The organism is Alishewanella sp. BS5-314 (genome assembly GCF_025377695.1).
GTDB lineage: Bacteria > Pseudomonadota > Gammaproteobacteria > Enterobacterales > Alteromonadaceae > Alishewanella > Alishewanella aestuarii.
This window is the reverse complement of the sequence record NZ_JACEHJ010000002.1, coordinates 1,901,699-1,926,393: the sequence shown is the minus strand read 5'-3', so window position 1 is coordinate 1,926,393 and position 24,695 is coordinate 1,901,699. Positions and strand designations below refer to the sequence as shown.

The 24,695-nt window shown below is 54.3% G+C and carries 24 protein-coding genes; 7 read left to right on the top strand and 17 right to left on the bottom strand.

Features of this window, described 5'->3' with window-relative positions; translation table 11 throughout:
• The first annotated feature begins 93 nt into the window (after positions 1-93).
• Together panP and H1D31_RS13435 are read left to right on the top strand one after the other, a co-directional pair.
• Positions 94-1,743 (top strand): pyridoxal-dependent aspartate 1-decarboxylase PanP, encoded by a 1,650-nt coding sequence (panP, locus tag H1D31_RS13440; RefSeq protein WP_261259331.1) that lies wholly within the window; start codon positions 94-96, stop codon positions 1,741-1,743.
• Between the two features lie 35 nt (positions 1,744-1,778).
• A complete protein-coding gene (locus H1D31_RS13435; protein ID WP_261259330.1) occupies positions 1,779-2,411 on the top strand; it encodes a DUF2959 domain-containing protein in 633 nt (210 codons plus the stop codon).
• Here H1D31_RS13435 and frdD read toward each other — a convergent pair.
• From frdD to dksA, 12 genes are all read right to left on the bottom strand, one after another.
• A complete protein-coding gene (gene frdD / locus H1D31_RS13430) occupies positions 2,401-2,769 on the bottom strand; it encodes a fumarate reductase subunit FrdD (protein ID WP_261259329.1) in 369 nt (122 codons plus the stop codon). The two genes, H1D31_RS13435 and frdD, sit on opposite strands and share 11 nt — an antisense overlap.
• Positions 2,766-3,155, bottom strand: a complete 390-nt coding sequence (locus H1D31_RS13425) for a fumarate reductase (RefSeq protein ID WP_057787370.1) — start codon at positions 3,153-3,155, stop codon at positions 2,766-2,768. Before H1D31_RS13425 ends, frdD begins: the two co-directional genes overlap by 4 nt.
• Positions 3,156-3,163: 8 nt before the next feature.
• Positions 3,164-3,877: a succinate dehydrogenase/fumarate reductase iron-sulfur subunit gene (locus tag H1D31_RS13420; RefSeq protein ID WP_261259328.1), complete on the bottom strand. Its 714-nt coding sequence runs from the start codon at positions 3,875-3,877 to the stop codon at positions 3,164-3,166.
• 2 nt (positions 3,878-3,879) lie between these two features.
• Positions 3,880-5,649, bottom strand: coding sequence for a fumarate reductase (quinol) flavoprotein subunit (gene frdA / locus H1D31_RS13415; protein WP_261259326.1), 1,770 nt, complete (start codon positions 5,647-5,649; stop codon positions 3,880-3,882).
• A gap of 13 nt (positions 5,650-5,662) precedes the next feature.
• Complete coding sequence (locus H1D31_RS13410) at positions 5,663-6,562, bottom strand: prenyltransferase (protein ID WP_261259324.1); 900 nt, start codon at positions 6,560-6,562, stop codon at positions 5,663-5,665.
• A gap of 81 nt (positions 6,563-6,643) precedes the next feature.
• Positions 6,644-7,501, bottom strand: coding sequence for a DUF72 domain-containing protein (locus H1D31_RS13405; protein WP_261259322.1), 858 nt, complete (start codon positions 7,499-7,501; stop codon positions 6,644-6,646).
• Entirely contained in the window at positions 7,502-8,344 is an 843-nt protein-coding gene (panC, locus tag H1D31_RS13400) for a pantoate--beta-alanine ligase (protein ID WP_057787360.1), read from the bottom strand.
• Entirely contained in the window at positions 8,344-9,138 is a 795-nt protein-coding gene (panB, locus tag H1D31_RS13395; protein ID WP_261259321.1) for a 3-methyl-2-oxobutanoate hydroxymethyltransferase, read from the bottom strand. The genes panC and panB overlap by 1 nt, the downstream gene beginning before the upstream one ends.
• 52 nt (positions 9,139-9,190) lie before the next feature.
• Positions 9,191-9,694, bottom strand: coding sequence for a 2-amino-4-hydroxy-6-hydroxymethyldihydropteridine diphosphokinase (gene folK / locus H1D31_RS13390; RefSeq protein ID WP_261259320.1), 504 nt, complete (start codon positions 9,692-9,694; stop codon positions 9,191-9,193).
• Positions 9,681-11,144, bottom strand: coding sequence for a polynucleotide adenylyltransferase PcnB (pcnB, locus tag H1D31_RS13385; RefSeq protein WP_261259319.1), 1,464 nt, complete (start codon positions 11,142-11,144; stop codon positions 9,681-9,683). The genes folK and pcnB overlap by 14 nt, the downstream gene beginning before the upstream one ends.
• Positions 11,145-11,256: 112 nt before the next feature.
• Complete coding sequence (gene gluQRS, locus H1D31_RS13380; protein ID WP_261259318.1) at positions 11,257-12,165, bottom strand: tRNA glutamyl-Q(34) synthetase GluQRS; 909 nt, start codon at positions 12,163-12,165, stop codon at positions 11,257-11,259.
• A gap of 11 nt (positions 12,166-12,176) precedes the next feature.
• Positions 12,177-12,626 carry an RNA polymerase-binding protein DksA gene (gene dksA / locus H1D31_RS13375; RefSeq protein WP_008607161.1) on the bottom strand — a complete coding sequence of 150 codons (450 nt, stop codon included), beginning with the start codon at positions 12,624-12,626 and terminating at the stop codon, positions 12,177-12,179.
• Positions 12,627-12,834: 208 nt separating this feature from the next.
• Here dksA and pepB point away from each other — a divergent pair, with 208 nt between their 5' ends.
• From pepB to mrcB, 3 genes are read left to right on the top strand one after another with little or no spacing between them, the layout of a single operon-like run.
• Positions 12,835-14,139, top strand: a complete 1,305-nt coding sequence (gene pepB, locus H1D31_RS13370) for an aminopeptidase PepB (RefSeq protein WP_261259317.1) — start codon at positions 12,835-12,837, stop codon at positions 14,137-14,139.
• 54 nt (positions 14,140-14,193) lie between these two features.
• Positions 14,194-16,644, top strand: a complete 2,451-nt coding sequence (hrpB, locus tag H1D31_RS13365) for an ATP-dependent helicase HrpB (protein WP_261259316.1) — start codon at positions 14,194-14,196, stop codon at positions 16,642-16,644.
• Positions 16,641-18,884, top strand: a complete 2,244-nt coding sequence (gene mrcB / locus H1D31_RS13360; protein ID WP_008607166.1) for a penicillin-binding protein 1B — start codon at positions 16,641-16,643, stop codon at positions 18,882-18,884. Before hrpB ends, mrcB begins: the two co-directional genes overlap by 4 nt.
• A 70-nt stretch (positions 18,885-18,954) precedes the next feature.
• On the opposite strand, the gene hemL is transcribed toward mrcB, so the two are convergent.
• The 4 genes from hemL to H1D31_RS13340 form a co-directional block, all read right to left on the bottom strand.
• The gene (gene hemL / locus H1D31_RS13355) at positions 18,955-20,235 is read right to left on the bottom strand and encodes a glutamate-1-semialdehyde 2,1-aminomutase (RefSeq protein ID WP_261259314.1); all 1,281 of its coding nucleotides are present in this window, start codon (positions 20,233-20,235) and stop codon (positions 18,955-18,957) included.
• An 18-nt stretch (positions 20,236-20,253) separates the two neighbouring features.
• Positions 20,254-21,258, bottom strand: a complete 1,005-nt coding sequence (locus H1D31_RS13350; protein WP_261259312.1) for an aspartate carbamoyltransferase — start codon at positions 21,256-21,258, stop codon at positions 20,254-20,256.
• Positions 21,259-21,325: 67 nt separating this feature from the next.
• Positions 21,326-21,757: a CopD family protein gene (locus tag H1D31_RS13345; RefSeq protein ID WP_065954568.1), complete on the bottom strand. Its 432-nt coding sequence runs from the start codon at positions 21,755-21,757 to the stop codon at positions 21,326-21,328.
• Positions 21,754-23,457 (bottom strand): chloride channel protein, encoded by a 1,704-nt coding sequence (locus H1D31_RS13340; RefSeq protein ID WP_261259310.1) that lies wholly within the window; start codon positions 23,455-23,457, stop codon positions 21,754-21,756. Before H1D31_RS13340 ends, H1D31_RS13345 begins: the two co-directional genes overlap by 4 nt.
• A gap of 197 nt (positions 23,458-23,654) precedes the next feature.
• Between H1D31_RS13340 and erpA the strand changes: the two genes are divergently transcribed.
• On the top strand, positions 23,655-23,996 hold the full coding sequence (gene erpA / locus H1D31_RS13335; protein WP_008607171.1) for an iron-sulfur cluster insertion protein ErpA: 342 nt from the start codon (positions 23,655-23,657) through the stop codon (positions 23,994-23,996).
• A gap of 37 nt (positions 23,997-24,033) precedes the next feature.
• Here the strand turns inward: erpA and H1D31_RS13330 are convergent, their stop codons facing one another.
• Positions 24,034-24,207 (bottom strand): hypothetical protein, encoded by a 174-nt coding sequence (locus H1D31_RS13330; protein ID WP_261259309.1) that lies wholly within the window; start codon positions 24,205-24,207, stop codon positions 24,034-24,036.
• Positions 24,208-24,410: 203 nt separating this feature from the next.
• On the opposite strand from H1D31_RS13330, the gene H1D31_RS13325 reads away from it, so the two are divergent.
• A complete protein-coding gene (locus tag H1D31_RS13325; protein WP_008607175.1) occupies positions 24,411-24,653 on the top strand; it encodes a helix-turn-helix domain-containing protein in 243 nt (80 codons plus the stop codon).
• Positions 24,654-24,695: the final 42 nt, after the last annotated feature.

The following is a 24,695-nucleotide window of genomic DNA, read 5'->3' as shown; positions in this document are numbered from 1 at the left end:
CAGAAATTAGCAGACATTTTTCGGTGGTTGCAGTACAGTTGAACGCTTTGCTGCGTATAAACGCTGATAAGGTTACAGCAGGTAACGACAGGCATGAACGACATCATTAAACGCCAGGCCACGGCTTCCGAGGAAGCGCTGTGGCGTATTTTTACGATCCCGGAAGCGCCGGATTCGACCCTTAGTATTATCGAACAAAACCTGTCGCAGAATCTGGCCGGCTTTTTAAATGAAAGTATCGTAGCGGTGGAAAAACCGTTATGGCAGATCGAGCGGGATTTTCAGGCGTTCCAGATCCCGGAGCAGCCGTCCTTTGTTTCTGATTATACCGATACCATTATGCAAAAACTGGTGGCGCACTCAGTGCATACTGCAGCGCCCAGTTTTATTGGTCATATGACGTCGGCCTTACCCTATTTTGTGCTGCCGCTGTCGAAAATGATGGTGGGTTTAAATCAGAACCTGGTAAAAATCGAGACTTCAAAAGCCTTTACCCCGCTGGAGCGGCAGGTATTGGGCATGATGCATCATCTGGTGTACGGCGAAAAAGACGGTTTCTATAAGAAGTGGATGCACAGCGCTAATCACTCACTGGGCGCCTTTTGCTCCGGTGGTACCATAGCCAATATCACTGCGCTGTGGATTGCCCGCAACCGCTTGTTAAAACCGGACGGTGACTTTAAAGGTATCGCCAAAGAAGGTCTGTTCCGCGCGATGCAGCATTATGGTTATCAGGGACTGGCGATAGTGGTGTCAGAACGTGGTCACTATTCGCTGGGTAAGGCCGCAGATGTGTTGGGTATTGGCCGCGATATGGTGGTGTCGGTTAAAACCGACGCCAATAACAAGGTGGACACCGCCGAAATGCGCCGGGTACTGGCCGACCTTGCTGAGCGTAATATTAAGGTACTGGCCATTGTTGGCGTGGCCGGCGCCACGGAAACCGGCAATATCGACCCGTTACATGAGCTCGCCGATCTGGCCGAGCAACAGCAATGCCATTTCCATGTTGACGCCGCCTGGGGTGGCGCGACCTTATTGTCAGCTAAGTACCGGCATTTACTGGCTGGTATTGAGCGTGCCGACTCAGTAACCATTGATGCCCATAAACAGATGTATGTGCCGATGGGCGCCGGTATGGTGGTATTTAAACATCCGTCGACGGCGAACGTGATTGAACATCATGCCGAATATATTTTGCGTAAAGGCTCGAAAGATCTGGGCAGCCAGACGCTGGAGGGCTCAAGACCCGGTATGGCGATGCTGGTGCATGCCTGCTTACAGGTGATTGGCCGTCAGGGTTATCAGATTCTGATCGACCGCAGTCTGGAAAAGGCCCGCTACTTTGCCACCCTGATTAGCCATAATATCGACTTTGAACTGATCACTGAGCCGGAGCTCTGTATCCTGACCTACCGCTATGTGCCGGCACAGGTGCAAAAAGCGATGGCCAGTGCCAGCCCGGAGCAGCTGCTGCGCTTTAACGAACTGCTTAACGGCCTGACCAAGTTTATTCAGAAGCGGCAACGCGAAGAAGGTAAATCTTTCGTCTCCCGCACCCGGCTAACACCCGCCCGCTATCAGCGGCAGGAAACTATAGTATTTCGGGTAGTATTGGCCAATCCGCTGACCACAGAGCAGATTTTGCGTGATGTGTTAGTGGAGCAGGATCAGCTGGCTCAGCAGGATAAAGAGTTTTATCCTAAGCTATTACAACTGGCGGCGCAGCAACTGCACGGCTAGTTCGCGCTTTGAGAATAGGGAACAGGGAGTTTAGGATGGCAAAATTCTGGTTAGTCCTGCTGTTGCTGCTTAGCGGCTGTCAGCAGGCATATTACTCGACGATGGAAAAGGTCGGTGTTCATAAAAGAGATATTTTGGTCGATCGCGTAGAAAATGCCCAGAAATCACAACGTGAGGCGCAGCAGCAATTCAGTTCGGCGCTGGAGCAGTTTTCAGCGCTGGTCAAATATGATGGTGGCGATTTACAGCGGCAGTATAAACTGACTCAGGCGGAATACGATGCCTGTGAAAAGTCAGCTCTGGATGTGAAAAACCGTATTGATGCCATTGAGCAGGTCGCCGAAGCGCTATTTAAAGAGTGGCAGCAGGAGCTGAAAGAATATAGTAATCAGAGCCTGAAGCGTGATAGCGAACGCAAACTTAGCCAAACCCGCCGCCAGTACACCAGCTTGTTAGTGACCATGCGTCAGGCCGAAGCAACGATGCAACCGGTGTTATCGTCATTAAAAGATAATGCGCTGTATTTAAAGCATAATCTGAATGCCCAGGCGATTGGCGCCCTGAAAGGCGAATTTGGCAGTATCGAACGTGATATCAGCCGTTTACTGACCGAGATGAATAAAGCCATTGCCGAGTCAGAGCGTTTTTTAACCACCCTTAAGCAATAATCCCGCTATAAACGATAGCAACAGCACTAAGCAGGCTGGCCAGGCCGTAACAGAATATTTTGGCCAGCCGGCCTTGCGCCAGCTTTAAATCATGCAAACCATGATGTACACGGTGCATGGCATGAAATAGCGGTAAACAAATGGCTGCGCCAGCGAAAGCCAGACCCGGTAAGCCCCAAAAACTCTGTAACAGTTGCTGAACCCGGCTATAACTGAAAGCCGCTTCTGGCAATAATCCGAGTGGGTAGAGCAGGCTCAGGGTTAATACCAGACCCGGAATCACCATTGCAAAGCAGACGCCGCCGGCACTAAATAAGGCCCACCAGATCGGTTCATCTGAGCGTTTTGGCTGATTCATCCGATAGCTCCAAATAACCAGAGTAACAATAGTGCGACCGCAATGGTACCGAGCCACTGGCCGGCAATCATCAGTGGTGCCGGCAGTAGCGGCATCACCCGTGGGAACAGTTCAAAAAAGGTTTTAGCATGATATAAGCTGGCCAGCAGCACCAGTGCATTCAGCGCGATAACCCAGGGCTGCGCCATAAACGCCAGCCAGCTTTGATACTGACTTTCTCCCTGACTCAGGCTGTAAAGCCCCGCCAGCAGGCAGCCACAGAAGAACAGTAACGGCAACACAGTGGCTTCGCGCAGCATATAGCGCAGAAAAAAGCTATGTTTTAGCCACCAGCTGCGAGAGAGCGGTTGCAGATAGGGGCGGCGGGCGCCGGCAGAGTCTGGCATAGAGCCTCCTAAGGTTTAAAGATGCTGATCAGCATATCGGTAGCCGAGGCAACTTTGCCCTGATTGACGGCCGCTGCCGGATCCAGCTGCTTCGGACAGACATCGGCACAAAAGCCGACAAAGGTGCAGGCCCAGACGCCGTTTTTGCCATTTAGCTGCGGCATGCGCTGTGCTTTGCCCTGATCGCGGCTGTCGAGGTTATAGCGCTGCGCCGTGACAATCGCCGCTGGCCCCAGAAACTCCGGGTTTAGGCCGAATTGCGGACAGGCGGCATAGCACAGGCCACAGTTAATACAGCTGGAGAATTTCTGGTATTTTTTCAGCTGCGCCGGCGTTTGCCGGTGCGGTTCAGTGTTTTTACTATCATTAATCAGATAAGGTTTGACCGCTTGCAGATGGTCTAAAAACACCGCCATATCGCTGATCAGATCTTTCTCAATCGGGAAATGGTCCAGTGCGCTAATCGTCAGTTCAGCCGGATAATCGCGTAAAAAGGTTTTACAGCCTAATTTGGGGATCTTATTCACCATCACGCCGCAAGAGCCGCAGATCGCCATCCGGCAGGACCAGCGAAAGGCCAGCGTCGGATCCAGTTGCTGCTGAATATACAGCAGTGCATCCAGCACCGAGGTGCTGTGGTCAAAGGGTACCTGATAGCGCTTTGCGCTGGGGGCCTGATCTTGCTCGGGATTATAGCGCTGAATAATTATGGTTTTTTCCATCATCAGGCTCCTTGCTTAGCGGCAGCACCGTAGACGCGGGCCGCCGGTGGCAGGCAGGTGATCCTAACCGGTTGGTAACGCAGCGCAACACGGCCATCCGCTGCCCGGTAAGCCAGGGTATGCTGTAAAAAATCCTGATCATTACGCTGGGTCAGGCCCGGATCCAGCCGTTGATGCGCGCCGCGCGATTCTTTACGCGCCAGCGCGCTTTCACAGAGTGTCAGTGCCACCTCCAGGCCGAAACTCAGCTCCAGATACTGGATCAGCTCAGCGTTAAACACCTTGCTGTGGTCGCTTACCTTCAGCCCGGCCAGCTGTTGCTGTAACGATACCAGGGTGGTGCGGCATTGCTGCATACCTTGTTCATCGCGATAGATACCACAACCTTGCTCCATCGCCAGTGTCATGGCTTTACGCAGGCTGGCGATGCTCTGTTGCTGTTTGCCACCGAACAGACTGGCCAGTCGCCGTTGTTGCGTTTGCGCCTGCTCTGTCGCTGCTGTTGATTGGCTACGCGGCATCGGCGGTAGGCTTTGCGCGGCATGTTCGCCGGCGGCTTTACCAAATACCAGTAATTCGGTCAGTGAGTTCGACCCCAGCCGGTTGGCGCCATGCAGGCCGACCGAAGCGCACTCACCGACTGCATATAAGCCGCTAATGCTGGTTTCACCTTGCAACTCAGTCAGAATGCCGCCCATGGTATAGTGCACTGCCGGGCGAATGGGGATCGGTTGTTGTACCGGATCGATATTGACGTAAGAACGTGACAGTTCACAGATAAAGGGCAGCCGCTCGGCCAGTTTCTGTACCCCGAGATGACGTAAATCCAGATAGACGACGGCATGCCCCTGATAGTCAGCGGTAAGTCCGGCTTGTTGCTGCTGCCAGAACGCCTGCGACAGTTTATCGCGTGGCCCCAGCTCCATATATTTGTTTTGCGGTTGGCCCAAGGGCGTCTCCGGGCCCAGACCATAATCCTGCAGGTAACGATAGCCGTCTTTATTCAGCAGAATCCCGCCTTCACCGCGGGCAGCTTCGGTGATCAGGATGCCGGAGCCGGGTAAGCCGGTGGGGTGGTATTGCACAAACTCCATATCCCGTAGCGCTACACCATGCCGGTACGCCAGCGCCATACCATCACCGGTGACGATGCCACCATTGGTATTGTAGTGAAACAGTCGGCCAGCGCCGCCGGTAGCCAGTATCACTTTCGGCGCCAGGATCTGGAATAGTTCGCCGCTATTCAGTTGCAGCGCCAGCACCCCCAGCACCTGCTGTTCACTGACTAGTAAATCCAGCACGAAGAACTCATCCAGCCGGCGGATGGCCGGATATTTCATTGAGGTTTGAAACAACGTATGCAAAATATGAAAACCAGTTTTATCGGCCGCAAACCAGGTGCGTTCGGTTTTCATGCCGCCAAAGCGCCGCACCTGAACGCTGCCATCGGCTTTACGGCTCCACGGACAGCCCCAGTGTTCCAGTTGCACCAGCTCCTGATAAGCGGCTTTAACAAAATGTTCCACCACCAGCTGGTCAGCCAGCCAGTCGCTGCCGGCAACGGTATCCTGAAAATGTGCGTCCAGACTATCTTCGGCCAGCGTGACGGCCGCCGCGCCACCTTCGGCTGCAACCGTATGCGAGCGCATCGGATAGACTTTGGATAGCAGACTAATGCGGGCATCCGGCCTGGTTTCAGCAGCAGCAATAGCGGCGCGTAAGCCAGCACCACCGCCGCCGACCACAATAATATCCGTTGTTATAATCTGCATCCTGCCTCCGTGATTAATTGCCGCTGGCGGCCCAGTACAAACCGGCACTGAGTAGTAAGGGATAAAGATGGCACAGCAGCACATTCAGGCCAAGGTAAGGTGCCAGCTCGCGTGGTTTATCTGCCAGCCGGAAAATGCCAGGTAGAATTTTCAGCAACAGCGGCAAACTGAGTAAGCCAAGTAAGCTCTGCCAGGGCAGCGCACCCAGGGCAACACCAAGCAGCAGTAACAGATAGCTGGCAGCAGCCAGCAGACTATAAACACTGGCACTGTGGCGGCGGCCAATGACAATCGGCAAATGCCGGCGTCCGACCTGCCTGTCGGCTTCGACATCCGGAAACTGATTTAACAGCAACAGGTTGGAGACCAGCAAACTGATAATGGCGGCCAACAGCCAGGCTGCCATGCTGACTTGCTGTGCAAATACCCAAAACGCGCCCAGCGTCATCAACAAACCAAAGCCAATGCCTGGCGCCAGCAGGCAGGCCAGTGGTGAGCGGTTCAGATATTGGGTATAGGCGTAAATAATCAGCACACCCGGAATGCCAATTAGCAGTAACGGCCAGCCATATTGCAGCGTGAGATAGAGGCCGCCGGCAATCAGCAGCAGCAAACTGAACACGGCGATGCTCAGCGCTGTACCGCTGGCAGCCGGATTAGCTACCAGAGTACCGCTACCACCGCTAAAGGGCGTGCGTTCGGTCAGAAAATCCAGACCGGACTTAAAATCAAAATATTCATTAAAGGCATTAACGCTGATATGGGCACAGAGCGCCAGCAAGGTCACCAATAACAGGGTTGGCCAGCCAGGTGAGGCGCCGGCTTGCCAACTGGCGGTGGCGGCCAGCAGGATGCAAACTAAGGTCAGGGTTAGAAAATTTGCCCGGCTGACGCCTAGCAGGGTGTTAAGCACTGATCCGCTCTCCATTCACGCCATTCTAAGAAGCAGCATAGCGGGTTTTTGGCGGAAAAACTTTGATCTCAGCGGTCTTTTCTACCAAAGACCGAGTTGCTGGCGCTGCTCGCCCGGCCAAAGATCCAGCACCGGGTGCTGCAAGCCGGGCACCAATGGCTGTAAATCAGCGACAAACTGGCGGCATAAGGCCGGTGCGGCATGATTATCCGGGGTATGAAAGTAGCAGTAGGGAGTTTTACCGGCCTGCAGCCAGTCGGCAACTTTGCGTAACCAGGGCTGATAATAATGCTGGTTGATGCTGGCATCATCACAGCCGATAAAGCGGATCACCGGTTGGGCGCTCAGACAGATCGCATGTACCGGTAGCCGGGGCTTTTTTTGCTGTGCATCCAATAGCGCCGGACTGCGGGCCGGCACACTAAACAGAGCCCGGCTATCGAGCACCACGCGTTCGCATTGATACTGCTGTAGTAAGCGGTTTAAGCTGATTTCGTGTGCCGCCTTATCGAAGAAGGCCGGATGCCGCACTTCAACGCACAGCGGATAATGCGGACGCAGGGTGATAAGTTGCTGTTCCAGCCAGGGCAAGGCGTGCGGGCCGGTACTGGCCGGCAGTTGTAAATGCAGCATGCCAAGCTTATCCCCTAACACACTGAGCGTCTTTAACCAGGCCAGGATATCATCTGCTTGTGTCGTCGCACTGTTATGCGAAAAACGTGACGGCAGCTTTAACTGCAGCCGGAAGTCAGCAGGCAAGGTCGCCGCCCAGCGCTCGAGGGTGGCGCTGTCCGGATCGGCGTAAAAGCTGGTATTGCCCTCGACGCTGTTAAAGACGGTGGCGTAATGGGCAAGAAAGTCGCTGCTGCTGGTACCTTGCGGATACAGGCTGCCACGCCAGTGTGGATTAGCCCACAGCGGGCAGCCCAGGTAGAGCATTTACACTTCCAGATTATCGATCAGCCGGGTGCTACCCAGTTTGGCTGCCGCCAGGATCACTTTTGGCTCATTGGCGTCATTGGCCAGGGCTAAGGTCTGACGATGGCTGATATTCAGATAATCCGGGATAAAACCGGCTGCCTGTAACGCCGCTTTGGCGTCTTGCTCCAGCTCGCGGTAGGGGGCGGCAGCAGCCAGGATCTGTTGTTTTAGTTGCTGCAGGATCTGATATAACGCCGGTGCCTTGGCACGTTCCTCTGCCGTCAGATAACCGTTACGCGAGCTGAGTGCCAGACCATCCGCGGCGCGCTCAGTCGGCACCCCGATAATCTCAATCGGAAACGACAGGTCCGCCACCATCTGGCGGATAATCGCCAGTTGCTGGTAGTCCTTCTGACCAAAACAGGCGACATCCGGTTGCACCAGATTAAACAGTTTCGCCACCACGGTGCTAACGCCGCGGAAATGACCGGCCCGGCTGGCGCCACAGTGTAAATCGCCCAGTTTCGGTACTTCGACAAAGCTTTGTACGTCCAGCCCGCGCGGATACATGATGGCCGGCGTGGGCGTGAACAAGGCGGCGCAGCCATGTGCAGTCAGGCCTTGCATATCTGCCGCCAGCGTACGCGGATACTTATCCAGATCTTCGTTCTGACCAAATTGCATCGGATTAACGAAGATGCTGGCAATCACCACATCGGCATGTTGGCGGGCGATATCAACCAGCCGGAAATGCCCGGCGTGCAGATTGCCCATGGTTGGCACAAAGCCAATGCGTTTACCGGCTAAGCGCCAGTCGCGGATTTGCGCCCGTAGCGCAGAGATCGATTCCAGGTGCTGCATTATTGAAAACTGTGCTCTTTTGCCGGGAAAATGCCGGCTTTCACTTCACTGACATAGGTGGCAATGGCGCTACGGATGTCACCGGTTTGCGCCAGATAATTTTTGGAAAATTTCGGAATATAACCACTGCTGATGCCAAGTAAATCATGCATCACCAGTACCTGGCCATCGGTGACGTTGCCGGCACCAATACCGATCACCGGAATAGTCAGCGCCTGAGTAATGCGCTCGGCCAGCGGCTGTGGAATACATTCCATCACCAGCAGTTGCGCACCGGCTTCCTGCAGCGCCAGCGCTTGCCGGACCATGGCATCGGCTTTTTCCGCGGTTTTACCCTGCACTTTAAAGCCACCAAACAAGTGGACGGATTGTGGCGTTAAGCCTAAATGACCACACACCGGCACACCACGCTCAGTCAGCGCTTTGATGGTTGGCAGTAAAAAGTCACCGCCTTCTAATTTCACCATATTGGCACCGGCCTGCATCAGCGGCGTGGCGTTTTGCATCGCCTGCTCCGGCGTGGCATAGCTCATAAAGGGCATATCGGCAATCACAAAGGCATCGGGGGCACCGGCGCGCACGGCTCTGGTGTGATAAGCGATATCGGCGGTGGTTACCGGTAGCGTATCGCTATGGCCCTGCAGTACCATGCCCAGCGAGTCGCCGATCAGAAGCACGTCGACGCCTTGTTCGGCAAAGAGTTTAGCGAAGCTGGCATCATAAGCCGTTAACATGGTGATCTTGTCACCTTGTTGCTTCATTTTTTGCAGTACGGCAGTGGTAATTTTCGGCATTTTGATCTATTCCGACAGTGAGTCCGGATGCGCACCTTCGCACAAAGTGGCGTCAGTCGCAAGGAGGTTGCAGTGGCGTCAGGCCATTTAGTGGCACCCGTTGTAACAGGCTCTGTAACGCTACGCCATCAGGTAAAATTAAATCCGGTGCCAGCTCGGCCAGCGGATACAACACAAACTCCCGCAGCTGCATACCATAGTGTGGCACAGTCAGCTCGGGATGATCGATTTGTTGCATGCCGAATAACAGGATATCCAAATCCAGGGTGCGGGGCCCCCAACGCTCGGCTTTGCGTTGCCGGCCATGTGCCAGTTCGATCTGCTGTATGGCGCGCAGTAACGCCAGCGGCGTTAAACGGGTATCCAGTGCTGCTACCGCATTAACATAATCCGGCTGATCCTGTGGCCCCATCGGTTTGGAGCTGTAAAAGCGCGACACCTGCACCAGCTTGGTTTCGGGCAGTTGTCCAAGGGCTGTCACTGCGGTTTGCAGCTGCGCCACTGGTTCCACCAGATTGGCGCCCAGGCCAATATAACAACGTTCAGCTGGCGGCATTATCAGTATTGTCAGTTGGCGCTTTACGTTTGGTACGCCGGCGTTTTGGCCGCTCGACACCGGCTTTGCCGAGTTGATTAATCAGCTGCAGCTTGCCGGCTTCATCGGTAAATTGAAAACTCTGCCACCAGTTTGCCAGTGCAGTCAGTTCACCGCCCTCGGCTGCGGCTCTTAGTTGCAAAAAGTCAAAAGCGCCGCGGAATTTATTTTGTTCCATCAGCTTAAAGGCGCGACGACCAGCGCGTTTGGGCAGCCGGCTTTGTAAGATCCAGATATCGCGCATTGCCAGACTAAAGCGTTTCGGAATGGCAATACTACGCTGCACGTCATCCAGCACTTCGGTCATCGCGATGCTGAGGGCGTCATTTTCATTCAGGCCACTCTCAATCAGCAGTGTCTGGGCCCGCACTTCTACCGGGTACCACAGCATGGCGGCAAACACAAAGGCCGGCGTCACCGGTTTGTCCTGCGCGACCCGCTGATCGGTATCTTGCAAAGCACGGGTGACCAGTTGAAAGGCTTTACCTTCCGGTTCCTGCTTTAACAGTTTTTCCAGCTGCGGCAGTAATACCTTAAAGACTTTCAGCTCACGCATCAGCATAAAGTTGTCGAAGCCTTTGCCGGCCAGCCACATCTTAACCAGTTCATCAAACAGCCGTGGCGCCGGGATATTCTTTAGCAATACCGCCAGCTCAGGGATATCGCGCGCCGTATCCGGTGCGATTTGCATATTTAATTTAGTGGCAAAGCGGATGGCGCGCAGCATCCGCACCGGATCTTCGCGATAACGGGTTTCCGGATCGCCAATCAGTTCAATGCGCCGCTCCGCGATGCTTTGCATGCCGTTAGCAAAATCATAGATAGCAAAGTCTTTAATCGAGTAGTACAGCGCATTGACGCTAAAGTCGCGGCGCTCGGCATCTTCTTCAATGGTACCGTACACATTATCGCGCAGGATCTGACCGTGATCGCTGAGGCTGGCGATCTTGCTGCTATCTTCCTCGTCGTCAACGCCACTGTGATGACCACGGAAGGTGGCAACTTCAATCACTTCGCGGCCAAATACCACGTGTGCCAGCCGGAAACGGCGGCCAATCAGCCGGCAGTTACGGAACACCTGCTTAATTTCTTCCGGTTTGGCATTGGTGACCACATCGAAATCTTTTGGCTGTAAGCCAAGCAATAAATCACGGATACAGCCGCCGACCAGATAGGCGTCGTAGCCGGCATCTTTGAGCCGGTACAACACTTTCAGCGCATTCGGGCTGATATCTTTGCGCGAAATGGCATGCCGATCACGGCTAATCACCTGCAATGGCGGCAAAACTGAAGAGGGCACCGGGTTGGCGCTGATAGCTTTAGTCGCCGGGGTTTTGGCAGCTTTAGCCGGCTTGCCACTGCTCGGTTGGGTGGCAGTTTTGCTCAGCTTACGGCGGCAAAAATCAAGCACTCGCGAAATAATGATATGTCTCCTAAAAACCGATACGGCACTTTGGCCGAAAAACCGGCGTATCATACCCGAATTGCCGGAAAATGAGAATGTAAGGCCGGCGGCAAATTTATCAGGCAAAGTCAGGGCAGCGCACTTCCAACTGCTGCGGTACCTGACGTAATTGCCAGTTGCCAACTGCCCAGGCTAACAGCTCGCTCACCGGGGCACCGGCAAGCTCTGCCGGCGGCGGATGGCCAAGCACCGTTAAGGCCGCAGCCATACTTTGCGTCAGCGGCCAAGCTTGCAGCGGCCTGGCATGGTTTTGTTTACTCAGCTTCTGGCCAGGTGCCGTTACCGCCAGCGGTAAATGGCCATAGTCAGGCGCCGCTGCGCCCAATAACCAAAATAAGTGCTGTTGCCGGCTGGTCATCGTCAGCAAATCGGCGCCACGGATCACTTGTGTGATGCCTTGATCCCAATCATCCACTACCACCACCAACTGGTAGCTAAACAGGCCATCACGACGTTTTACCACATAATGCTCAGCGGCCAGGGCAGCGTCGATCTGCTGCGGGCCGAAGATCAGATCGGTAAAGCCGGTTGCCGCCGGGCTGCAGAGTCGCCAGGCTAACGGCTCAGCAGACAGCCCGAGCTGCTGACAAGTACCGGGATAAATCCCACCGCCATCGCTAATTTGTTTACGGCTGCACTGACAACCATAGATCAGCCCTTGCTGGCGTAGCTGTTGAAAAATGCTCTGGTAACGTTCCAGCCGCTGGCTTTGATACCAAATCTCGCCATCCCACTGCAGACCAAAGCTTTCCAGTGCCGTTAAAATGGCGCTGTCGGCACCGGGCTGGGTGCGCGGGGTATCGATATCTTCGATGCGTACCAGCCAGCGGCCGGCCTGACTTTTTGCCTGCAGATAACTACCCAGGGCAGCAATTAAGGAGCCAAAGTGCAGCGGACCAGAAGGGGAGGGAGCAAAACGGCCGGTATAGCCGGCCGTGTTTTGGGGGGAAGTGCTGGTGTTTGCCAAGGGATAAGACCTTAGCCGCCTAACTGCTTCTCTTTGATTTCGGCCAGGGTTTTACAGTCGATACACTGATCGGCAGTTGGCCGCGCTTCTAAGCGCTTGATACCGATTTCAATGCCGCAGGTATCACAGTAACCGAAATCGTCGTTCTCAATTTTTTGTAGCGTTTTTTCAATCTTTTTCAGCAGTTTACGTTCGCGATCCCGTGCGCGCAGTTCTAAGCTGAATTCTTCTTCCTGGGCAGCACGGTCTACCGGATCCGGGAAGTTAGCGGCTTCGTCGGCCATATGGTTCTTGGTACGGTCAACTTCTTCCCGTAACTGTTGGCGCCAGGCATCGAGAATTTTGCGGAAATGCTCCAGCTGCTTCGGGTTCATGTACTCTTCCCCGACCGCCTCCTGATATGGCTCAACACCGGCCAGTGCCAGCAGCCCCAGGGTTTTGTTGTTATTGCCCTCTGGCATGATTCTCTCCTGTACAATACCGCCAAGCAAAAAAGATGGCGGCTATAGATAGCAGAATATTAATGCTATCGCAATCACTATTGAAAAACCGCGGAAGTATACAGACTGAGCAGCCGTTCGTCACTTTATTTTCAGCGGCCGCTCTGTGCTACAATGGCTCACACCCGCGAACGTCAAACGCCGAGCGCCCCTATAAACGGAGTAAAAGATGGAATCGACCACTAAGCTGTTACACATTTCACTGACTCAGCAGCCAGCCGCTGCTGCCTTTGGTAAAGCCAGCCTGACCCCAAACAGCCAGGGCTATCAAATTCATGTTAAAGCCGGTGATGAGCTGCGTAGTATTCAAAAAGCTGCCCGGCAGCTGGATAACCTTGGCCTGACGGAAGTGCAGTTAGCGGGTGACTGGTCGCTGGAAGCGCAGTGGGCCTTTTATCAGGGCTTTATTAATGCCAAACGCTTTAGCGGTGTCAATTTTACCGGCGATGCCGCAACCGTTACCCGTCTGCAGCAGCTGGTACGTTGTTACAGCTTTGCCCGTGGCCTGATTAACCAGACGCCGGAGCAATTATCTCCTGAGTTGCTGTGTCAGCAGGCGGCAGCCTTTATTCAAGAGGTGGCAGGTGACGGCAAGGTGTCGCAGCAGATCCTGCTCGGTGAACAACTGCAACAGGCGGGCTGGCATGGCATTTATCAGGTTGGTCGTGGCAGCGATCGCGCACCGGCACTGCTGGAGCTGGACTTTAACCCGACCGGCAACCCGGATGCGCCTGTTGCAGCGGCTTTGGTCGGTAAAGGCATTACCTTTGACAGTGGCGGTTATTCGATTAAAGCGACTGAAGGCATGCTGACGATGAAATGTGATATGGGTGGTGCCGCGACAGTCACAGCAGCGCTGGCGCTGGCGATCCTCGGTGGCCTGACGCAGCGGGTCAAACTGATCTTATGTTGCGCCGAAAACCTGATCAGCGGTCATGCTTATAAGCTTGGCGATATTATTACCTATAAAAATGGTACCACAGTAGAAATCGTCAATACCGATGCCGAAGGTCGGCTGGTACTGGCGGATGGTCTGCAATTGGCGGGCGACAGTGGTGCCGGGCTGATTATTGATGCTGCAACCCTGACCGGCGCTGCGCAAACGGCGGTGGGCACCGAATATAATGCCTTGTTTGCCTTAGATCAGGTATTGGCACAGCGGGCGCTGGCTTATGCGGCGGAACAACAAGAACTGACCTGGCAGTTACCGCTGGCAAAATGGCATCAGCAGCAATGCCCATCACCTTATGCTGATACCGCTAATAGTCGGCCGGTTAAAGGTGGCGGTGCCGGTGGCGCCAGCAATGCTGCCGGCTTTTTAAGTCGCTTTGTACCGAATGACGGTCAGGGCTGGTTGCACTTTGATTTAGCTGCCGCCTTTAATGGCAGCGCCAATGCCTATTGGGCGGCCGGTGCCACCGGTCAGGGCATTCGTACTATTGCCGCTACCCTGTTAGCGGAATTGTCAGCCTGAGTGGCGGCGGCAGCTAGCGCTTAGTGTGCTGCCGCTGTCTGAGAGAGCTATAGCTTGTTACCTGTTGTAGAGATCCTGCCTCAGCTGTGCCAGATCCTGGCACAGCAAAACCGCGTCATCCTGTCGGCACCACCGGGTGCCGGTAAATCGACGTATTTGCCGCTGTATCTGTTACAGCAGCCCCAGTTTGCCGGTAAGAAGATCCTGTTGCTGGAGCCGCGCCGCCTGGCGGCACGCAGCATTGCCGCCTATCTGGCACAGCAGCTGGGTGAGCCGGTCGGTAAAACAGTGGGCTATCAAATCCGTCAGGACAGTCAATTTAGCGCTACTACCCGGCTATTGATTGTGACTGAGGGCATTTTAACCCGCAAAATTCAGCAAGATCCGCTGCTATCTACGGTGGATTTCTTAATATTCGACGAATTTCACGAACGATCGCTGCATGCCGATCTGGGTTTAGCACTGGCGTTAGAGGTGCAGCAACTCAACGAACAGCTAAAGCTGCTGGTGATGTCGGCGACGCTGGATTGTCAGGCACTGCAACAGTATTTGCAGGCGCCGCTGCTGCAAAGCGACGGTCGCAGCTACCCGGTTGAGATCCGCTATCAGCCACCGACGCCGGTGTCGAAAGAGCCGCTGGCACTACAGGCCGCTAAGCTGGCATTGCAGGCTTATCACCAGCATGGTGGCAATCTGCTGGTATTTTTACCCGGTCAGGCCGAAATTCAGCAGGCCGCCACTTGGTTACAGAGCCAGGGCTTGCCGCCAGAGCTGCAAGTCTGGCCCCTGCTCGGTAGCCTCAGCCTGGCGCAGCAACAAGCCGCTATTGCCGCGCCACCGGCCGGCCAGCATAAAATTGTGCTGGCGACTAATCTGGCCGAAACCAGTTTAACCATCGAAGGCATTACTGTGGTGGTGGACAGTGGCCAGGCGCGTCGGGCCAGCTATCAGGCGCGTAATGGCCTGACCAAACTGGAGACCGTCGCCATTAGCCAGGCCGCGGCGGTGCAGCGCGCCGGTCGCGCCGGTCGTTTGGCGCCGGGCATTTGCTACCGGCTGGATACGCCGGAGCAATGGCAACGCCGCCCGGCTTTCGAGCCGCCGGAGATTGAACTGGCGGAATTAACCCAGCTGCGGCTGGAGCTGGCCGTCTGGGGTTGTCAGCCAGAAGCGTTAAACTGGTTAACGGCCCCGGCCAGCGGTAATCTGGCCGCTGCGACGGCCTTATTGCGGCAACTGCAGGTGCTGGATGCTAAAGGGCAGCTCACCCGCTATGGTCGTGAACTGTATCAGTTTGGTACCGACATCCGGCTGGCCAGTATGTTACAGCATGCCAGGCAGCTGGAAGAAAGCACCGCCGGTGCCGGTTGGCTGGCAGCTTTGTTAGCCGCCTTGCTGGAAGAGAGCCGGCCCGCTACGCAGGACCTGTATCAACAACTCGCACTGTTACAGCAGCGGCGGCCACCTTTTGCCAGCTTATATCCGCAGGCTGAGCACTTCGCCCGCAAGCTTGGCGTGAGCAAGCTGACGACCTTGCCACTGCAATTGCTGCCAACCTTATTGCTACGCGCCTTTCCGGATCGGCTGGCGCAGCGCCGTGGCCAGGGCTATTTGCTGGCCAATGGCTGTGGCGCAGTATTGGCGCCGGATGATCCCTTGTCGGGGCAAGCCTTGTTGGTGGTGAGCAGCAGCCGCGACTATCAGCAGCAAAACCGCATTAGTCAGGCGGTAGCGATTACGCTTGACGAAGTACTGGCGGACTGGCCTGAGTTAAGCTGGCAAGCTTACAGCGGCTGGGATGAGCAAAAGCAGGCATTTTTTAGTGAACAGCAACTGCGCTTTGGTCAGTTAGTACTGCAGCGCAAGCCGGCGCAGTTACAGCTGGACCCGCAGCTCAGACAGCAAGCCTGGCTTGACTATCTGCTGCGTAAGGGTCTGCAGTTATTGCCGTTTAACGACCATTGCCGGCAACTGCAGCAGCGGCTGGCGCTGGCGCGCACTGTGGACAGCAGCTTACCGGATCTGAGCGATGCTGCCTTACTAACGACCTTATCCGTCTGGCTGGGCCCCTACCTTGGCGAGCTGAATAAGCTGACGGAGCTACAACAACTGCCGTTATACAATTTACTGTGGCAGCAGCTGAGTTACCGGCAGCAACAGCAACTGAACGAGTGGTTACCGGAGCACTGGCAAACCCCGGCTGGCTCCAGAGTCAGTATTGATTACACCCTGCCGGGGGGAGCGGGTTTTTCAGTCAGGGTTCAGGAAATGTATGGTCAACTCGCTTCGCCGACGGTGCTGGCCGGGCAACTGGCCCTGACGCTGACGTTGCTGTCACCGGGGCGGCAGCCGCTGCAAATTACCCGGGATCTGGCGAGCTTCTGGCAACAAGCCTGGCCAGAGGTAAAAAAGGAAATGAAAGGGCGTTACCCTAAACACTATTGGCCGGACGATCCGGCGACGGCGCTGCCGACCACCAAAACTAAAAAAGCGATGCAGTTATGAGCCGAAAGCGCAGCAAAAAAGCCGTATCCAGCAGCCGTCCGGGCCGCTGGTGGCGCCTGATCTGGCAAACCAGCCTGAAACTGGCGTTGGCGCTGGTACTCGGGCTGGGCATTTATCTGATTTATCTCGACAGTAAGATCACCAGTACCTTCTCCGGCCAGAAATGGCAGATCCCGGCACAAATTTATGGCCGCAGCCTGACCCTCTACCCGGGCCTGTTTCTAACTCAGGCCAATCTGGTGCGGGAGCTGGAGCAGTTGCAGTACCGGCGCAGTGACCAGCTAACCGGTCCCGGGCAGTTTAACGTGCGTGGCGGCAGCGTTACCATATTCCGGCGCGGCTTTGTTTACCTGGAGGGCGAAGTCCCCGCTGAACAGTTTAGTGTTGAGTTTAACCGCAATGGTGTTAGCCGTATTGTGCGCCAGAATAGCGCGGTTGATTTTGCCCGGCTGGAACCGCAATTGATTGAACATCTGGTGTCGGCTGAGCAGGAGGACCGCGAGCTGGTCAGGCTGGAGCGGGTACCTGAGCTACTGAAAGAAACCTTATTGCTGGTTGAAGATCGTGATTTTTATCAGCACAGAGGCGTTTCCCCCTTATCGATAGTGCGGGCTTTCTTCGTCAATCTGAGTGCCGGGCGCACGGTGCAGGGCGGTTCTACCCTGACCCAGCAGCTGGCAAAGAATATGTATCTGACACAGGACCGTACTCTGTGGCGGAAAATCAACGAAGCCTTTATTGCGCTGGTGCTGGAATACCGCTTTAGTAAAGATCAGATCCTGGAAGCCTATCTGAACGAGATCTATCTGGGGCAAAACCATAATAATGCGATCCACGGTTTTGGTCTGGGCAGCCGGTTTTATTTTGGTAAGCCGCTGGCCGAGTTAAATCCGGAACAGTACGCCTTGCTGATCGGTATCGTCAAAGGTCCGGGTTTCTATGACCCGCGCCGCTTTCCACAGCGTGCGCAACAGCGCCGCGATCTGGTGCTGCGGCTGATGTTTGAACAACATTTGCTGGATAAAACCGCCTATGAGCGCGCCATTGCGACACCACTTAGGGTGATTGAACGCGGCCAGTTCCTGAATGCCAATTTCCCCGCTTATCTGGATGCCGTGCGCAAAGAGTTGCGGCAACTGAACCTGGATAGCCGGATGTTGCATAGCGGCATTAAAGTCTTTACCTATTTGGATCCACTGGCGCAAATTCAGGCTGAGCGCACTGTGGCCGACACGGTGCCGGCGATGAATCCGGAGCTGGAGGCCGCGATGCTGGTCGTTGATTATCAGCAAGCAGCGATTAAGGCACTGGTTGGCAGTAAAACCGCTGGTTTCGCCGGCTTTAACCGGGCACTGGATGCCCGCCGGCCGATTGGCAGCCTGGTTAAGCCACCGATTTATCTGGAGGCATTGGCACAGCGCGGTCGCTATACGCTGGGCACTATGCTGGACGATAGCCCAATCAGTCTAAGGAACAATAATCAGGATTGGCAGCCGCAAAACTTTGATAAAAAATTCCGCGGTGACGTCTCTCTGCTGCGCTCCTTGGCCGACTCGCTGAATGTGCCAACAGTGCGCCTCGGTTTGCAGCTCGGGCTGCCGAAGGTGCAGGAAAGTTTGCGCCGGTTGGGGCTGGAGCGGCGGGTCAATTTGTATCCTTCAGCCTTACTGGGCGCTATTGATTTAAGCCCCTATGAAGTCACCCAGCTATACCAGACTATTGCTAACAATGGGGTGCATCAGCCATTAGCCACAGTGCTGGCACTGACCGATCAGCAAGGTAGCGCGCTCTATCAAAGGTCACAACAGCCAAGCCGGCGTTATCCGGTGGAAGATATTTATCTGCTGCACTACGCGATGATTGAATCAACCCTAACCGGCACCGCCCAGTCGCTGGCGCGTAGCTGGCCCAGACCGACCTTTGCCGGTAAAACCGGGACTTCCAGTGATTACCGCGACAGCTGGTTTGCCGGTTTTGACCAGGACACCCTGGTAACAGTATGGCTGGGCCGGGATGATAATAAGAGTACCGGCCTGACCGGTGGTACCGGCGCCTTACGCTTATTTGCCGATTATTTCCGGCAGAAAGGCAGCCAGAATCTGATCCGCTATATGCCGGAGCAGGTGGAGTGGCAGCGTTTTTCGACCAAAAGCGGTTTACCGGTGCCGGAATACTGCCCCAACAGCTGGCTGTTACCAGCCCATAAAAACTCGCTATTGGGTTTAGCGGATTGCGATTAAGCTGAGAACACCAAAATAAAACGCCAGCATAGCGCTGGCGTTTTGGTATAACCCGATTACTGTTGGCGCTTTATAATGCCGAGAAAGCGTAGTCAGCCGCAGCGATGGTTTCCTTTAAGTCCTCTGCGCTATGTGCCAGCGACAGGAAGCCGGCTTCATAGGCAGAAGGCGCCAGATAGATCCCCTGTTGCAGCATCAGATGGAAGAAGCGTTTAAAGGCGTCGATATCACAGCGGGTGGCTTGCTGGTAGTTACTGACCCGACCCTCGTTGGTGAAGAACAAGCCAAACATACCACCGACCTGATTAAAGCTCACCGGTACAGCATGTTTAGCCGCGGCCTGAGCTAAGCCTTTAATCAGCTGGGCGGTTTTTTCGGTTAATGCCTCGTACACCCCCGGCTTGCTGATTTCAGTCAGGGCCGCTAAACCCGCCGCCATCGCAATAGGGTTACCGGATAAGGTGCCGGCCTGATACACCGGGCCCAGCGGCGCCAGATGTTGCATAATCTCTTTTTTACCGCCAAAAGCACCAACCGGCATACCGCCACCGATGATTTTACCCAGTGTCGTCAGATCCGGCGTCACGCCGTAATACGCCTGAGCACCACCCAGCGCAACGCGGAAACCCGTCATTACTTCATCAAAGATCAGCACACTGCCGTACTCGTCACAAAGGGCGCGCAGCCCCTCTAAAAAGCCGGGCTCAGGCGGAATACAATTCATATTGCCGGCCACCGGTTCGACGATAATACAGGCGATCTGATTACCCTGTTCGGCAAATAACTGCTGAATTTGTGGCAGATTATTAAACTCACAGGTCAGGGTATATTTGGCAAAGTCTGACGGTACGCCCGGTGAATTGGGTACGCCCAGCGTCAGGGCGCCAGAGCCGGCTTTAACCAGCAAGGAATCAGCATGACCATGGTAACAGCCTTCAAATTTTACGATGGTATCGCGACCGGTATAACCGCGCGCCAGTCGGATTGCGCTCATCGTTGCTTCGGTACCGGAACTGACCATCCGCAGCATTTGCATGCTGGGTACCAGTTCAGCCACTTTTTCGGCCATGGTCACTTCTGCCGGGCAGGGCGCACCAAAACTTAAGCCATTGGCTGCCGCACGAATCACGGCATCACGGATCGCCGGATGGTTATGGCCCAGTAACATCGGGCCCCAGGAGCCGATATAGTCGATATAGCGTTTGCCATCAACATCAAACAGGTAGGCGCCGTCGGCTTTGGCGACGAAGAAAGGCTCACCGCCCACGCTTTTAAAAGCACGCACCGGCGAGTTAACCCCACCCGGAATAGTGCGCTGCGCGCGTTGAAATAATTCAGATGATAAAGACATAATAATTCCTATAACCGCTTATTTATTGGTGTACCAGGGCACAGTGCACTCGTAGTCCTGTACCAGATCCTGTACGCCTAAGGTCAGCGCAAACAGTGCCATCCGCACCAGAATACCGTTATCCGCCTGGCGGAAGATGGCCAGATTTGGATTCAGGTTTAAATCATTATCCAACTCGTTTGCTTCCAGCCGCGAGTCGCGCGGCAGCGGGTGCATAATCACGGTATTGGATTTGCAGTGCCGGGTGTAAATTTCCTGGTTCAGCCGGAATTTACCGCGGTACTGATTGGCCTCGGCTTTAGAGGGGAAGCGCTCTTCCTGGATCCGGGTCTGATAGACGATATCGGCATTCAGATTGCCTTCCAGTTTATCGGTAATGGTTAAGCGGTGGCCGGCATTATCCAGGGCACTGACCACTTCATCCGGCATCGCCAGCTCTTGCGGCGAAATCAGGGTGATCTTGAGGTTGTTATACAGTGCCAGCAATTTAGATAACGAATGCACGGTACGGCCAAACTTCAGATCGCCGACCATCGCAATATGCATACCATCAATACTCTGGCCCGAGGCCTGTAGTTCGCGTTCAATGGTAAACAGGTCCAGCAGGGCTTGCGTGGGGTGCTCATTGGCACCGTCGCCACCGTTTAATACCGGTACCCGGCTGCCCTCAGCAAATTCTGCGACAGAGCCGGCCTGTGGGTGACGCATCGCTATCACATCGCTGTAACTGCTGATCACCCGCGCGGTATCATACAAGGACTCACCTTTGGATAAGGCGGAGGACTCCATACCGGTGGTTTCACGGACTTCGCCACCTAACAGGTTAAAGGCACAACCAAAGCTGACCCGGGTGCGGGTACTGGGTTCGAAAAATAAGTTACCGAGGATGGCGCCATCCAAGACCTTGGTGCGTTTTTTCCGGCTGGCGTAGGGCGCCATCTTACGGGCGATCTGAAAAATATACTGGATATTGTCGCGGTCGAATTGTTTGACCGACAGAATATGCTGACCTTTAAAGCTCATCGGGATGCTCACTTGTCGTAGGGCGTTGCAACACGGCTGGCTGATTATACGGCAAAGCCGGCTTTGGCTAAAGCGGCTTCAGTGTTGCCAGTAAAATAATCGCCAACAGCAGCAAGACCGGTAGCTCATTAAAAATACGGTAGAAGCGGGCAGAACGGCGGTTGCGGTTATGTTTAAAGTCGGCCAGTAATTTAAAGCAGTAGCCATGGTAGAGATACAGTATTGTCACCAGTAGCAGTTTGTAATGCAGCCAGCTACTTACCGCGAACCAGGCCCAGCCGTAGCTAACGATCAACAGCAAGCCAAATACCAGCGTCAGGATGGCAAAAGGTGTAACAAAGTACAGTAAGCGTCGCTCCATCACCTTAAAGGTAGCATCGCAGTCCGGGCTTTGGGTTTCGGCATGGTAGACAAACAGCCGCGGTAAATAAAAAATACCGGCAAACCAGGCCACCATAAAAAACACATGCAGGGCTTTGTAAATGAGGATTAGCGTCATATTAAATTATTCTGTTTAATCAGCAGGGCCCGCAACTGGTCCCAGCGGATAATGCCAATAGGTTCGGTCGGTTCTTGCTGGTAAATATACACCAGCCCTTCACGGCGATCTTCCAGTTCATGCAACACTTCAGCCATGGTTGCCTGATGTGACAAGCCTTTTACTGTGGCATACTGAATACTGCTGTCGCCACTGAATGATAAGCTGACATCATATTGGGCAGTATAAAACTGCACACTATCACCTTCATGGCGCTTAATCAGTAACTGTTGCGGTGGCTGTAGCTGCGCCAATACCTGACGCACGCTGTGTTCATCGGGATCGGCCAGCAGCTGATAATCCTGAGTTAACACCGCCAGTACCCCGACTTTTTGCAGCACATCATCCGCCGGTGACAGCTTATAGGGCAGCTGCATAAAATCGAGCTGGGTCATAAAGATGGATTTATTATTAAAGAACTGCACTGTAGTGACATAGGCGGTAACAATCACCAACATGGCCGGCAACACGATTTGCTGGTTTGCCGCCAGCTCCATTACCGCCACCAGCGCTGCTAAAGGCGCATGCAGGGTGGCTGCCATCAAGCCAGCCATACCTAATACCGCATAGGTGCCCGAGTTACTGGTGTTATCAACCAGTACTGCCGGCACTATCGCCAGGATGGTACCCAAAACGACACCCATACCAAAGATCGGACCGATAATGCCGCCGGGTACACCCAGACCGATGGCACAGAGCGTCAGAATCATTTTGCCGGCTAATAATAGCAACAACAAATGCACTGCAGTTGGGCTGTCGATGGCAAACTGGATAGCGCCGGTTTCTGCGCCCATCGCATGGGGAATAACATAGCCAACCGCAGCGGTGATCACACCCGCCAGTGCCAGCCGCAGCAATAAGGGCCAGTTTTTGAACCATTGCAGCATCCGCATTAAATTACGGTTAAATAACCAGGCAAAGGCGCCAATCACCACACCACACAGCACCAGATAAGGAAAATGCCAGACACTAAGACTGATAATCTCCAGCGCTGCCAGTTCTTTATCGTGGCCAAATACCAGCTGGGTCGCCATGGCACCGACGACGGAGGCCAGCATCACCGGAATAAAGACATGAATACGGTATTCACGCAGTACCACTTCCATCACAAAGATCATCGCCGCCAGCGGGGTATTAAAAGACGCCGCTATCGCGGCCGCAATGCCGCAACCGGCCAGAATGCGCACGCTGTTATAAGGCAGCTGCAGATAGCGGCCAACAGTACTGGCACCATAGGCGCCAAGATGCACCGACGGGCCTTCGCGGCCAACCGAGAAACCGCTGGCCAGTGCCAGAATGCCGCCAAAAAACTGATTCAGAGTATTGCGAAACGGCATAATGCCGTAAGCCGTTTTGATGCGGTGAATGACAAAAGGAATACCCAGCCGGTAGTGTTTATAGCCGGTTGCCAGCGCGATTAAGCCAATTAAGGTAGCGCCAATCAGCGGTAACAACCAGCGGTACTCGGCACTGATGCTGCTAAAGTCGTCGCTGTGCTGCAAAAAGAAACCCTGGATGCCGACAATGGCCAGCCGGAATAGAATAATCAGCAGCGCTGCGATCAGGCCGCCCAGCATACCCAGTAGACAAAGTTGTAACGAAGTTTGAGGAACCGCCAGCCGCCGTTGTAGGGCGGGCAGCTGCTCTTGCCAGCGCCGCATAACAAAGATTCAGTTTTTAGTTTTAGTGTCAGAAGTTTAACACAAAATTTGTCGGCTGCGTGTTCGCTATGGCTACTGAGGGAGGGCGCCTGGCTGGCAAAACCCGCGGCGCAGTTAACAGGTGAGCGCCCGGAATACTTGAATAAATTAGTCAGGTATTAGATAATCCACGCTGTTGTAACCCGGTTGGAGCCATCATGTCTGAAATGCAAATCCCGTTAGAATTTACCGATGCTGCCGCCCGCAAGGTTGCTGCTCTGGTGAGCGAAGAGGAAAATCCTGAACTGAAATTACGGGTCTATATTACCGGTGGCGGTTGCTCGGGTTTCCAGTATGGTTTTACCTTCGATGAAAAGGTAAATGAAGGCGATCTGCTGATCGAAAAGCAGGGCGTAGCCATGGTGGTTGATCCTATGAGTCTGCAATACCTGATGGGCGGTGTGGTCGACTACACCGAAGGCTTGCAGGGCAGCCGTTTTGTTGTACAAAACCCTAACGCGACCACCACCTGTGGTTGTGGCTCTTCGTTCTCCGTTTGATGCTTAAGGCGTCAATATGCCCTTACCTGATCAACCGTTAACGGTTGGTCAGGATCAGCAAGCCCCATAACATCAGCCCCAGGACAGCATTAAAGGCGATAATATAGCTAAAGCCTTTTAAGCCCTGTTTTAGCGGGATCTGATAGTGTCTGAGAAACAGGTACCAGCCCAGACACATCAGTATCGGTAATAGAAACAGCAGTCTTACCATCAGTGATCTCCTGTGCCCTTTAGATGATTTTGTGACCCTGCGGTCTGTTTTTTGTCGCGCCAAGCTGTACGCTCGTCGCAAGCTATGATATTAATTAAGACACCACAAATTTTACGGCCGGCTTAGTTCGGTCTGGAGTCAGGTGCAGGACGCAGCGATATCATAATTAAAACAAAGCGTAACACGCTGGGAGAAGAAAAAAAATGAAAGGTACAAAAAGCGTTATTTCGGATGAGAATAAAAAGTTGTGCGCCTGGCTGAAGCAACAGCGCCAACTAAAGAAACATACGATGCGCAGCTTGTCCGAGCTTCTGGGTACGCCACATTCCTTTATCGGTAAGGTGGAGAATCAGGAGCGGCGGCTGGATGTGGTGGAATTCGTGCGGTATTGTCAGGCGCTGGAAGTGGATCCGGCAGAGGGACTCAGGCAGGTTACCAGTAATTAATCTTCAGCAAAGCAACAGGCCGCATAATGCGGCCTGTTGCGT